At 41.3% G+C, this 11,886-nt stretch carries 13 protein-coding genes; 1 reads left to right on the forward strand and 12 read right to left on the reverse strand.

What is annotated here, in order from left to right:
• Positions 1-92 precede the first annotated feature (92 nt).
• Positions 93-341, reverse strand: coding sequence for a hypothetical protein (locus LQ203_RS04810; RefSeq protein WP_230156213.1), 249 nt, complete (start codon positions 339-341; stop codon positions 93-95).
• 452 nt (positions 342-793) lie between these two features.
• Between LQ203_RS04810 and LQ203_RS04815 the strand changes: the two genes are divergently transcribed.
• Positions 794-1,204: a hypothetical protein gene (locus tag LQ203_RS04815; RefSeq protein WP_230156216.1), complete on the forward strand. Its 411-nt coding sequence runs from the start codon at positions 794-796 to the stop codon at positions 1,202-1,204.
• A 154-nt stretch (positions 1,205-1,358) separates the two neighbouring features.
• On the opposite strand, the gene LQ203_RS04820 is transcribed toward LQ203_RS04815, so the two are convergent.
• From LQ203_RS04820 to LQ203_RS04870, 11 genes are all read right to left on the reverse strand, one after another.
• Entirely contained in the window at positions 1,359-1,652 is a 294-nt protein-coding gene (locus tag LQ203_RS04820; protein ID WP_230156218.1) for a hypothetical protein, read from the reverse strand.
• A 287-nt stretch (positions 1,653-1,939) separates the two neighbouring features.
• Positions 1,940-2,965 carry a serine hydrolase gene (locus LQ203_RS04825; RefSeq protein WP_230156221.1) on the reverse strand — a complete coding sequence of 342 codons (1,026 nt, stop codon included), beginning with the start codon at positions 2,963-2,965 and terminating at the stop codon, positions 1,940-1,942.
• Between the two features lie 119 nt (positions 2,966-3,084).
• Positions 3,085-3,915 carry an ammonia-dependent NAD(+) synthetase gene (gene nadE, locus LQ203_RS04830; RefSeq protein ID WP_230156223.1) on the reverse strand — a complete coding sequence of 277 codons (831 nt, stop codon included), beginning with the start codon at positions 3,913-3,915 and terminating at the stop codon, positions 3,085-3,087.
• Positions 3,916-3,949: 34 nt separating this feature from the next.
• Positions 3,950-5,419, reverse strand: coding sequence for a nicotinate phosphoribosyltransferase (locus tag LQ203_RS04835; protein ID WP_230156225.1), 1,470 nt, complete (start codon positions 5,417-5,419; stop codon positions 3,950-3,952).
• A gap of 62 nt (positions 5,420-5,481) precedes the next feature.
• Positions 5,482-6,033 carry an isochorismatase family cysteine hydrolase gene (locus tag LQ203_RS04840; RefSeq protein WP_230156227.1) on the reverse strand — a complete coding sequence of 184 codons (552 nt, stop codon included), beginning with the start codon at positions 6,031-6,033 and terminating at the stop codon, positions 5,482-5,484.
• Positions 6,034-6,048: 15 nt separating this feature from the next.
• A complete protein-coding gene (locus LQ203_RS04845) occupies positions 6,049-6,813 on the reverse strand; it encodes an NUDIX domain-containing protein (RefSeq protein WP_230156229.1) in 765 nt (254 codons plus the stop codon).
• Positions 6,814-7,005: 192 nt separating this feature from the next.
• Positions 7,006-8,535 carry an acyl-CoA carboxylase subunit beta gene (locus LQ203_RS04850; RefSeq protein WP_230156231.1) on the reverse strand — a complete coding sequence of 510 codons (1,530 nt, stop codon included), beginning with the start codon at positions 8,533-8,535 and terminating at the stop codon, positions 7,006-7,008.
• A 23-nt stretch (positions 8,536-8,558) separates the two neighbouring features.
• Positions 8,559-9,341 (reverse strand): enoyl-CoA hydratase, encoded by a 783-nt coding sequence (locus LQ203_RS04855; RefSeq protein WP_230156233.1) that lies wholly within the window; start codon positions 9,339-9,341, stop codon positions 8,559-8,561.
• Between the two features lie 20 nt (positions 9,342-9,361).
• Positions 9,362-10,261, reverse strand: coding sequence for a hydroxymethylglutaryl-CoA lyase (locus LQ203_RS04860; protein ID WP_230156235.1), 900 nt, complete (start codon positions 10,259-10,261; stop codon positions 9,362-9,364).
• A 17-nt stretch (positions 10,262-10,278) separates the two neighbouring features.
• On the reverse strand, positions 10,279-10,491 hold the full coding sequence (locus LQ203_RS04865; RefSeq protein WP_101221971.1) for an acetyl-CoA carboxylase biotin carboxyl carrier protein subunit: 213 nt from the start codon (positions 10,489-10,491) through the stop codon (positions 10,279-10,281).
• Positions 10,492-10,530: 39 nt separating this feature from the next.
• The gene (locus tag LQ203_RS04870; protein ID WP_230156237.1) at positions 10,531-11,880 is read right to left on the reverse strand and encodes an acetyl-CoA carboxylase biotin carboxylase subunit; all 1,350 of its coding nucleotides are present in this window, start codon (positions 11,878-11,880) and stop codon (positions 10,531-10,533) included.
• Positions 11,881-11,886 lie beyond the last annotated feature (6 nt).

Here is an 11,886-nt window from a genome sequence, read left to right on the forward strand (position 1 = left end):
TACCATATTCTTTATACCCTGAATTTTACCAATTTTAAACAATAAGTAAAAAATGTCACCTCGTTAGATCCCCTATAAAAATTTCAACCACTTTATTCAAACTGCCCCAGACTATATCTGTTCATCAAATCACCCTGAACAAACTCCCTGCAAGTAGAAGATAGATGTGACCGTTCGGGATGAATCAAATCTCCAAAAGGCAAATCACCGACAAATTTAACTTCGCCTTCAAAACTCTGTCCGGATTCAGCATCAAAACCGATTACTTTCACAAAGCAAGTTTTGTGTCCGGTTTTCATAAAATCAATTACCGTTAACACATGATTATGTACATCATTCATTCTTTTTTCCTCCAACCATGAAAACATTGAGTAAGGATAAGATCATACAAATTATTCTTTACTAACCTTATAAATAAAGAAACCGATCAAAACAATCATCGCTAAGATCGCTATAGGCATTAAAATATTGGAAATAGGTACACCTACTTTCCATGAAAAAACTTATTCTTTATTTTTCTATGTATTTTGATTGATCTATTCACCATTAACTATACCTTTATTTAGCTGTCATTGCATGTCTTGACTTTCCAAGACATCACTTATGCTTTTCTTATGTTTCCCAATAAAACGCGAAAGAATGAAACACTTACATAGTAGAAGATATACTCGCCTTAGCATGTTTATGATCGCATATTACGTTAATGTAAGGTCAGCTTTTACACCCCTGAAAACCAGCCCTCTTCTATATAGATTTATAACCTGCTATAATCTAAGGATTGGAGGTGTGAAAAATGAAAGAAATCATCCAGATATTAGCGGAAGTCGTCAATAATCTTCACGATTTCATTTTATTCTTTGTGAGTGACACATTAAATTCAAATGCAACGGACAAAGATCTGCATTTTTGGATAATGGGAATCATCGGTATCATCATATTTTTGTTCGTGTTATTTATATCTAATTTAATTTCCCGAATGCGTTTTGGGATTACGATACTCTCTTTCCTTTATACCTTTACTGTCATGGTTGTTTTAGTATTTGCCATTGAAATACAACAAGCCCTTACCAGCAGAGGGAATATGGAATTTCAAGATGCTGCGGTAGGTCTTTGGGGGTTCATCGTATTTTTCATCGTTTTTGCTGTACTATCATCCATCTTCCTTTTGGTGAAGAATTTTTTCAGGCCATCAAAAAAAAGGTAACGATAGGTCACCTTGCTTAAGATATTCCTTATAGCCGTTCGAATTTTTTATTGACGGGAATGAGGAAAAACTCTCTGTAGCACCATCTAAAATCGAAAGGTAAGGTTACAGGGAATTAAGTTTCGAGGCGATGTAACTGAACACCAAATATTAATTACTTCTGTTCATTTTCATTAAATAAATCGATGCTAAACAGATTAAAAGAATCGTCGTCATGATTACGTTCCTGATCATATCCGGATATTTCAGAACTATTTTCCTTACGACGGCGATTCACTTCCCGCAATTCCTCTTCTAGAAATTCTGCTTGACCGTGGGAAAGCTTAATTGTGATTTCATTATTTTGATCATCTGCAGCTTTCAAGAGAACATAGCTATCCGCTGCATTTCGTAAAGTTACATTACTTAGTGTTAAATTCATGTTTGCGAGTTCATATCTTGCTTTCATAACGTAAAAAGAACCTCCATCGGATCATACCCGTTAGAATTATGTATATTAAATATACTCTACTTTAAGATATTTAAATATACAAATCCTTTGTTTACTACTTTAGAACCAAAAAAAGCATCAATCCCGATATATATGGAATGAGGTTTCAAGTCTTTAACATGCTTTGTGACAATCCGGTCTTCATGACTGGTTTTGGAACCGATGTCCATTAGGATAGCTGATAACTCGGAGTTCAAGAAATGCTCATATTAAGGAACCTTTCCTTATCGAAAGGTTCCTTTTTGTTATAGTTCCTTCTCTATCACACAGGTAATATCGTATGGACCCATGCTTTCATTTGAAGTAATGACGGTTTTGATACGATTTTCCGGATATACCGCAGAATTGAAGCTTACACCCGGGTCATACCCCATGAGATGATATTTGAAAATCTCGTCATTTTTTTTACTTATCCATACACCATACCCGTAGTATTCCCCTTCATCTTCCGTAGAAATATGGGGTTTCAATAAAAGATTGGTATATTCTTGATTCAGTAACTGATTGGAAAATAACCCTTCCCAAAACCTGAACATATCTGATGCAGTAATATATGCCCCTCCATCCGCACCGCCTTTGATTGGAAGGGAATAAACATTTGTTCTCCATGTTCCGTTTTCATCGTCAATGTATCCCAGCGCCGTGTTTTTAGGAAGCTTGTCCATGGAGAAGTAACCGGAATCTTTCATTTCACAAGGCAGAAAAATATTCTTATTGATATATTCGGAAAATTCATGTCCTGTTAGTTCCTCAACAATCAATCCTAATAAAATATAGCCGGCATTATTATAATGGAATCGTTCCCCGGGTTCGAACATCATCATGTCATTTTGAAACATCGGCAGGAAGTCTTTTAATCTTTTTATATGGTACATCGGATTTTTCTGCCATAGCTCTTCAAAATCCTCCATCACGTTTTCATCAAAGTAATCAGGAATACCCGATGTATGTGTTAAGAGGTGATGTATCGTTACATTTTGATGGAAATCAGGAAACACGATCGAAAGACAGTCTTTTAGCTGAGAATCAAACCTAAGTTTCCCTTTTTGTATTAACTGGCAAATCGCAATCGCGGTAAACAGTTTACACCCAGAAGCAATTCCGAACCTTGTTTCAGTCGTATTCATCATTTCATCCGAGCGATTAGAATAGCCATGGGCTGAGCAATGGATCAGATCATCTCCCGTTTTCACACCAATTACTCCCGAGAATTCAATTTGCTTGCTGGTTTCGTTAATACACCTGGATAAATCCATATGTAAAGTAGACATTTAGTTTTCCCCTTTGCCGGAAAAATTTTCATTTATGATGCGTTGGTCATGGTGCTAGTTATGGTCCTGAAAAAATCCCGCATCTTATTGTGATGCGGGATTACTTATCTCAGCTTCTTTTATTTCCACCAAGTATCATAAACATTAATGGCTTCATTCCGTTTATGTTCGGTTTTGGTATACCAACCCTCGATGATTTCGGCAGCTTCCGTTCTGATTTCCTTACTTTCAAGGTAATCATCGATTTCATCGTAGCTAACACCTAAAGCAACTTCATCAGGGATTAAAGGTTTGTCATCTTCTAAATCGGCAGTTGGAATTTTCGTATAAAGACGCTCAGGAGCACCGACGAATTTCAGGATTTCCTTTCCTTGCCTTTTGTTTAATCTGTATAATGGGATGATATCCGCTGCACCATCACCATGTTTCGTAAAGAAACCTGTGATTGCTTCAGCTGCATGGTCTGTTCCAAGCACGACTCCTTTGTATAGTCCGGCTAAATCGTATTGCACCTTCATCCGCTCACGTGCTTTGACATTTCCTTTTAAGAAATCCGATAGCTTTTCAGGCACAGCTTCTTCCACTGCCTTTACTGAGGCATCCACTGCACCCTTGATGTTGACTGTTACCGTTTGGCTTGGCTTGATGAATTTCAAAGCCAGTTGCCTGTCTTCTTCATCAGCCTGTACTCCATATGGCAAGCTTACAGCCACAAACTTATAGTCGCTGCCATTCGTTTCTTCATTCAATTCATTGACAGCCGTTTGGGCAATATAACCCGCCAGTGTTGAATCTTGCCCCCCAGATATTCCAAGTACAAAACTTTTCAGAAACGTATTTTTCTTCAAATACCCTTTTAAAAGATCGACACTTTTCCTGAATTCGATTTCAGGATCGATCGTTGGTTGGACAAGTAATTTTTTTACGATTTCTTTTTGTAATGGACGCATTGGCATAGCCCCTCTTTCTAATGAAATAGCTTCGTCATTTCGTAAGCATTCTCTCTACATTGGCTTTAACTTCATCTATATTCCTCATTTTATTATCCCAACAATCCTGGCTCAGGTCTACCGGATATTCTTCAGGATTAAGTGCACGAAGGTATTCAGGCCATAATACTTGAAGGTTTTTTTTCGTGAAGGCCTTGATTTCGTCAATGGATGGTAATTCATAGATTAAACGGCCATCCTCGAAAATATTCTCATGCAAATCAACCGCATCGAAATCCGTGACAAATTTACTTAGAAAGGTATGGACAGGATGAAACATTTTTAATTTTTCCTGTTCCTGCGGTTTTTCATATTCCATGGCTAAATAATCGCCTTCAGCATGGTGGTTCACTTTATTGATGATTCGGTATACCCGTTTTAAGCCAGGTGTCGTAACCTTTTCAGGATTAGAAGAAATTTTGATGGTATCTCTCATATTCCCATCTTCACCTTCGATTGAAACCATTTTATAAACAGCACCTAGCGCTGGCTGATCATAAGCCGTAATCAATTTTGTTCCGATACCCCAAATGTCTATTCTTGCTCCTTGCTGCTTCAGGTTGATGATCGTATATTCATCTAGGTCATTGGAGGCAACAATCTTTGCATCATGGAAACCTGCAGCATCCAGCATACGTCGTGCTTCTTTCGAAAGGTAAGCTAAGTCGCCGCTATCAAGGCGGACGCCAATGAAATTGATTTTATCGCCGAGTTCCTTCGCAACACGGATTGCATTCGGAATGCCAGAACGCAATGTATCATAAGTATCGACTAAGAAGACACATTCTTTGTGTGAAACTGCGTATTTATGAAATGCCGTATATTCATCTTTATAAGCTTGGATCATGGAATGGGCATGCGTTCCTGAAACCGGAATGCCGAACAGCTTTCCAGCTCGTACATTACTAGTAGAATCAAAACCTGCAAGATAGGCTGCCCTCGCTCCCCAAATTGCAGCATCCATTTCTTGTGCTCGTCTTGAACCGAATTCAAGGGCTGATTCGTCGCCGATGACTTGTTTGATGCGCGAAGCCTTCGTTGCCACGAGTGTGTGATAGTTCACAATGTTAAGCAATGCCGTTTCTATTAGTTGGGCCTCACCCAGCGGTGCCTCCACCCGTAATATCGGTTCATTGCCAAAGACAAGCTCCCCCTCTTTCATGCAGCGAATCGCTCCCGTGAAACGGATGTTCTTCAAATAATCCAAAAATTCTTCATCGTAATGCAATTCCGTTTTTAAATAGTCGATATCACTTTCCGAGAAGCAAAAGTTCTGTAGGTAATGGACAATTTTTTCAAGTCCCGCAAAAATCGCATATCCGCTGTTAAATGGAAGTTTTCTGAAAAATATCTCGAAAACGGCCTTTCGGTCATGTGTTTTATCTTGCCAATAAGTTTGGGCCATATTGATTTGGTATAGGTCCGTGTGTAAGGCGTAACTGTCGTCGTTGTACTTTTTTTCCATGGATAGTTCCTCCCAAAAGAGAAGCATTCGCCTCCCTTCTATTCTGTTGCGTGTATGGATATTTATAGAATGGTTGCTCCAAGAGATCCTTTAAAATGCCCAAGCGCCCATTCGTGGCCGGTTTCATTGAATGAGGCCACCGCATTTTCATATATAAAAATAGTATAGCCTAAATTGTAGGCGTCAATTGCCGTATGTAAAATACAGATATCTGTACAAACCCCGACTAAATATACATCGGTAATGTGACGTTCCCTTAGTCGGAGATCAAGGTCCGTTCCTGCAAATGCCGAATAACGCGTTTTATCTATATAATGAACATTCTTCTGATTTTTATTTGTTTCATATTCTTCTTTTAACATCCCATATAGGTCCCTACCCATAGTACCGTTAATATTATGCGGAGGAAATAAATTCGATTCAGGATGAAGGTGGTCTCCTTTTTCATGTAAATCAATGGCGAATACAGTATAATCCCCTTGCTTGATAAATTCCTTGGTGATCCCGACAAGTGCCTTCTCAATATCCTGGCCTGGCTTCCCGCAGGACAATGAACCCCCGTCTGCCACGAAGTCATACGTATAATCAATATTGATCAATGCCTTTTTACCCATTTCACCTATTCCCCCTTAATAATAAATAGAGTCCATGACAACTTCTGCATTAAACCGGTAAAGTTGTGAAGGCCGATATGAATTACGTTTGGTTTTCTTCTGCATCCCTTTTTCATCCAAGACTTTCTCCAAGAACGGAAGTTTAGGGGCTTTTGCATAAAAAAGTGAATCTGCGCTTATTTTCGCATCATCTCTAGCTGTCAGCAATACGCGTTGCAGTTCAGACAGAGTAAACTCATCTGGCAGGAATTTTTGGGCTATCGTCGTTTGCACCATTTCTTTTTTCATTAAGTTCATCGCGTCATTAATGATTGTATAATGATCAAATGCAAGCTCTAATTGTAACGCTTCCTGTATCGTGAACAATTCAACCTCAGCTGCATCGTCATTCGCTTTTCTTTGATTGAGAAAATCTTCCTGGACAATGGCGTAAAAAGCATTGGATATGATCCAACCCCTGGGATCGCGTCCTGGGCGGTCATAAACACCAAAATGTTTGACATGGAACCCAGCTACACCCGTTTCTTCTTTTAATTCTCGTTTAGCTGCTTCATACGCAGTCTCCCTGGCGTTTACAAAGCCTCCAGGCAAAGCCCATTTATCTCCTTCAACATTTGGGCGTCCTTCCTTATCATTCGTCGCACGTTTGATTAACAATAGCTTTAAAAACATTTCAGGTGGGGCTTTCTCTGCCGTTTTCTGCGAAGTAATAGTAAAGATCGCAATGTCTGCTGTGTATCCATCTGGAGTAATATATTTCTTTTTTTCCTGCTGAACCATGGCAACGCTCACTTTCTTTCACTAAGTATGGGAATGAGTAATTAGTAAATCTTTAATTACTAATTATAGTACCCTTCCTTGTAAGATTTAGCAACTCTAAAAGTAATAAAATTTTCTCATTATTAGAAAAATCATTTATTTTACGCATGATAAACAGCCCGGTCAGGATGACCGGGCTTGTTTCTAGAATTTTTAGACGGGATAGACACCGTGTTTACGATCGGTAAATGTCAATTGTTTACTGCCATAAGCTTCAAATCGGGCGCATAATTCATCACGCAGGTCATTTGGCTGAATGATTCCATCAATTATCATTTCGGAGGCCAACCGGTAAATATCAATGTCTTCATTATATTCATTACGTTTCTGTTCGATGAAGGCAGGGCGTTCCTCTGGTTCCATTGCATTGATTTTATTGGCATAGACTGCATTGACCGCAGCTTCTGCCCCCATGACCGCAATCAATGCCGTCGGTAAGGCAAGGACGCAGTCCGGTTCAAAAGCGGGACCAGCCATCGCGTATAGTCCAGCACCATAAGCCTTTCGGACAATGACAGAAATCTTGGGAACAGTGGCTTCACTCATCGCCGAAATCATTTTCGCACCATGGCGAATGATCCCTGCCTGTTCGACCTTCGTCCCAATCATGAATCCTGGTATATCCACTAGGAACAACAGCGGTATATGGAAAGCATCACATAAATTGATGAACTTAGCTGCCTTATCAGCTGAATCATGGAACAGGACGCCGCCTTTGACACGCGGCTGATTGGCAATGATCCCTATCGTTTGTCCATTTAACCGGGCAAGCCCGGTAATTAATTCGGGGGCAAATAACTTCTTGATCTCACAAAACGATTGCCTGTCAATGATCCTGTCGATCAGGTCATACATATTAAAGGCTGCATTCTGATTTTTCGGGATCAGTTCTTCCAATGTTTTTTCAAATTCAGCAGGCAGCTCAGGTTTTGTGGCTTTAGGCTTTTCTTGATAATTTCCTGGAAAATAGCTTAAGTATCTGCGGGCAAAAGCGATGGATTCTTCTTCCGACTTAACAAGCACATCTCCGCATCCCGAAACAGAACAATGCATTTTCGCCCCGCCCATTTCCTCTTCGGTCACCTTTTCGCCAATGACCATTTCTGCCATTCTCGGTGAACCTAAATACATGGATGCATTACCATCAACCATTACGACAATATCACAAAAAGCAGGGATATATGCCCCTCCCGCTGCCGACGGACCGAACAATAGACAGATTTGCGGGACTTTTCCAGATAACTTCACTTGGTTGTAGAAGATCCGTCCTGCACCACGGCGTCCTGGAAACATCTCAACTTGGTCCGTAATTCGAGCACCTGCAGAATCGACTAAATATAGAAGTGGCAACTGTAGCTTATCAGCTGTTTCCTGAATCCGAATGATTTTCTCGACGGTCCTTGCTCCCCAGGATCCAGCTTTTACAGTCGAATCATTGGCCATGACACAAACTCTCTGTCCGTTGATTTTTCCGATGCCTGTAACGACACCATCTGCTGGAAGCCCATCACTGGCACAATTGGCAAAGAAAGCGTCCTCAATTTCAACCCCTTCATCAAAAAGCAGCTCTAGCCGTTCACGTACGAAGAGCTTTCCTTTTTCAGCATTTTTTTGATGGTATTTTTCTAAACCGCCTTTTTTAATCGTTTCAACCGTTTCGGTTAGTTTATCCGTCGTTACCATTCATGTTCCTCCTTCAATTGAAATCATTGACCCGTAAATACTGGCTTGCGCTTTTCCTTGAATGCTGACAGACCCTCTAGTCGGTCCCGGGTTTGCAACGTTGTCTGGTAACAGTCTTTTTCAATTTGCAGTCCGGTTTTCAGGTTCGTATCTGCCCCTTGGTTGATCGCAGCTTTTGCTGCCCTAAGTGCTAATGGGGCATTGACTGCAATTTCCCCAGCCAGTTTTTTCGCTTCCTCAAGTAAATGTTGGGGTGGATACACATGACTGATGATATTCAAGGCCTGTGCGGTTTTTGCTTCCAGTCTCCTAGCCGTAAAAATCAGTTCTTTCGCTGTTGGAACTCCGACGATCCGCGGCAGGCGCTGAGTACCGCCTGCACCTGGGATGATTCCTAATGCCGTTTCTGTCAGCCCCACCTTTGCCGTTTCCGATGCAATGCGTATATCACAAGCTAGTGCCAACTCCAATCCTCCGCCAAAAGCCGAGCCGTTAATTGCTGCGATGACTGGGACTGGAAGGTTTTCTACAGCGGTAATCGTGTCACCAATCAGCTTGACTGTCTCCTTGACCTTATCATCATTCATCCCTGCTCGTTCCTTAAGATCCGCACCAGCACAAAAGGCCTTTTCCCCAGCCCCTGTTAAAATGACGGTTCGCAAATTGGATTCATTCTTCAGTTCATCCAGCCCTTCGAATAAGCAATGAAGCAATTCTGTGGATAATGCATTAGCAGCATCCGGACGATTCAAAGTCACGATGGCAATTCCCTTTTCATCATGACTGATCTCAACTAATGAAGTCATAGCTTCCCCCTCCATTCCTATTAGTGGGCGTTATATACAGCCATCTGATGGCTAGGCAAAGGTTTCTCTAAAAAGCTTTGTATCATTGATGCTGCCTTTATTAGTTTTTCTTGATTGATGCCTGTGTGAATCCCCATATTATGAAGCATATGAACCAGGTCATCTGTAGCCACATTTCCGCTCGCACCTGGAGCATATGGGCATCCTCCTAAACCACCGAGCGAAGAGTCGAAAGTCTCCACTCCATAATCCAGTGATTGGAGAACATTGGCGAGTGCCATGCCCCTTGTATCATGAAAATGGAGGGCCATTTTGCTTATATCATATCTTTTAACAGCCCGTTCAAGGAACAAGGCAACCTGTCTCGGTGATGCAACACCTATGGTATCACCCAATGAGACCTCATTGATTCCGTATTCAAAAAGTTGGTCACAAACACGGAAGACCTGTTCGGGTGAAACCTCCCCTTCATAGGGACAGCCAAAAACGGTTGAAACATACCCCCTAACCGTTTTCCCGCTTTTTGCTGCTGAGCCGATGACATCCTTCATTACTGGAAGAGTATCGGAAATCGATTTATTGATGTTTTTAAGATTATGGGTTTCACTGGATGACATGAAAACTGAAACTTCATCGATATTGGCCTCAAGAGCCGACTCAAGTCCCCTTTGATTGGGAACTAGTGCGGCATAAGTGATATCGGGGTTGCGCTTAATTCCCTTAGCCACCTCTATGGAATCACTCAATTGTGGAATCCACTTTGGATGTACAAAAGAAGTCACTTCTATATAAGATAGGCCTGTTTCAGAGAGCTGATTGATCCAATCGATTTTGCTGTGTGCCGGTATCATGACCTTTTCATTTTGCAGCCCGTCACGCGGACCCACTTCCTTAATTGTCACATTTTCAGGCCAAATCATCTTACCACTCCGTTCTTTTATTCAATGACCGCCAATACGTCGCCCTCATTTACAAAATCCCCCTCATTTACTTTAAGTTCTTTAATGGTACCCGCTTCCTCTGCGGCAATGGGGATTTCCATTTTCATCGATTCCAAAATAATGATATCCTGTCCGTCGGTTACACTTTGCCCTTCATTTGCTACGATTTTCCATACGCTTCCTGCCATGCTTGCCTTTAATTCTGTCATCTTATATTCCTCCTGATCATTAATGTTTTTAAACAAGGTCTATACAGTCAATTTTTTAATATATTTGTCAATGAAATCCGTGGTCGTATCACCTTGGGAAAAAGCTTCATGTGAGATGATTTCCTTGAGAAGCGGAATGTTAGTTTTTATTCCTTCTATAATATAGTTGTCCAACGCTTCTCTTAACCTCTCGATTGCTTTTTCCCTCGAATCGCCGCTCACTACCAATTTGGCGATCATCGGGTCATAAAAATGGGATACGACGGATGTTCCATGAACAGCCAATTCATGGCGGATCCCATCCCCTTCCGGAAGTTTCATGCTGGTGATTTTCCCCGGTGCTGGATAAAAGGTTTTCGGGTCTTCAGCATATATTCGTACTTCTATCGAATGTCCATCCCTATTGATCTCTGCTTGAGTGAATTCCAGTTTGTTACCCGAGGCAATTTTAATTTGCTGTTCGACCAAATCGAATCCTGTAATTTCTTCGGTGACAGGATGCTCAACCTGAAGGCGAGTATTCATTTCAAGAAAATAAAAGTTTTTATCCGCATCCACTAAAAATTCAAGTGTACCCGCATTGCTATATCCGATGGACTTAACTGCTTTGATGGCAGCCAACCCCATTTTGTTTCTTGTTTCTTCGTCCAGGAATGAAGAGGGAGCCTCTTCCACGACCTTTTGGTGGCGCCTTTGAACGGAGCATTCCCGTTCCCATAAGTAAACAGTGTTCCCAAAGGAATCCGCTAAAACCTGTATTTCAATATGACGAGGCTTTTCTATCAATTTTTCAATGAACATATCTCCATTGCCAAAAAACAGCTGGGCCCGTTTTTGGTTCCCTTCGAAGGCTTTGGAAAGTTCTTCTTCATTAGTCGCGGCCTGCATGCCGATCCCTCCGCCGCCGGCTGCTGCTTTCAACATGACTGGATAGCCAATCTTCTCGGCAACGGCTGCCGCTTCTGCACTATCGATTAATGGACGTGAAAATCCTGGAACCAATGGAAGTCCCGCTTGCTCCATCTTTTTCCTTGCCTCGACTTTATTGCCCATCTGCTGGATGACTTCTGGTTTGGGTCCGATGAATATCAAGCCGGCTTCTTCGCATGAACGCGCGAAATTTGCATTTTCACTAAGAAATCCGTATCCAGGATGAATGGCCTCCACGCCTGCTTCTTTAGCAATTTCTAAAATCTTCTCGACGTTTAAATAGCTCTCCTGAACTCTCGGGCCTCCCAATAAATATGCCTCATCTGCTAATCCCACAAATGGCGAATCCGAATCTGCATCGGAATGGACGGCGACCGTAAGTATTCCCAACTTCTTACAAGTTCGGATAATACGTGATGCTATTTCTCCTCTGTTTGCGATAAGAATTTTTCGAATCATTCGATA

Source organism: Peribacillus sp. Bi96, assembly GCF_918698115.1.
Classification (GTDB): domain Bacteria; phylum Bacillota; class Bacilli; order Bacillales; family DSM-1321; genus Peribacillus.

Bases quoted from the DNA above. Each gene is read 5' to 3' on its own strand.
- LQ203_RS04810 (WP_230156213.1), bottom strand. From the start codon at position 341: ATGAATGATGTACATAATCATGTGTTAACGGTAATTGATTTTATGAAA.
- LQ203_RS04815 (WP_230156216.1), top strand. From the start codon at position 794: ATGAAAGAAATCATCCAGATATTAGCGGAAGTCGTCAATAATCTTCAC.
- LQ203_RS04820 (WP_230156218.1), bottom strand. From the start codon at position 1,652: ATGAAAGCAAGATATGAACTCGCAAACATGAATTTAACACTAAGTAAT.
- LQ203_RS04825 (WP_230156221.1), bottom strand. From the start codon at position 2,965: ATGTCTACTTTACATATGGATTTATCCAGGTGTATTAACGAAACCAGC.
- nadE (WP_230156223.1), bottom strand. From the start codon at position 3,915: ATGCGTCCATTACAAAAAGAAATCGTAAAAAAATTACTTGTCCAACCA.
- LQ203_RS04835 (WP_230156225.1), bottom strand. From the start codon at position 5,419: ATGGAAAAAAAGTACAACGACGACAGTTACGCCTTACACACGGACCTA.
- LQ203_RS04840 (WP_230156227.1), bottom strand. From the start codon at position 6,033: ATGGGTAAAAAGGCATTGATCAATATTGATTATACGTATGACTTCGTG.
- LQ203_RS04845 (WP_230156229.1), bottom strand. From the start codon at position 6,813: ATGGTTCAGCAGGAAAAAAAGAAATATATTACTCCAGATGGATACACA.
- LQ203_RS04850 (WP_230156231.1), bottom strand. From the start codon at position 8,535: ATGGTAACGACGGATAAACTAACCGAAACGGTTGAAACGATTAAAAAA.
- LQ203_RS04855 (WP_230156233.1), bottom strand. From the start codon at position 9,341: ATGACTTCATTAGTTGAGATCAGTCATGATGAAAAGGGAATTGCCATC.
- LQ203_RS04860 (WP_230156235.1), bottom strand. From the start codon at position 10,261: ATGATTTGGCCTGAAAATGTGACAATTAAGGAAGTGGGTCCGCGTGAC.
- LQ203_RS04865 (WP_101221971.1), bottom strand. From the start codon at position 10,491: ATGACAGAATTAAAGGCAAGCATGGCAGGAAGCGTATGGAAAATCGTA.
- LQ203_RS04870 (WP_230156237.1), bottom strand. From the start codon at position 11,880: ATGATTCGAAAAATTCTTATCGCAAACAGAGGAGAAATAGCATCACGT.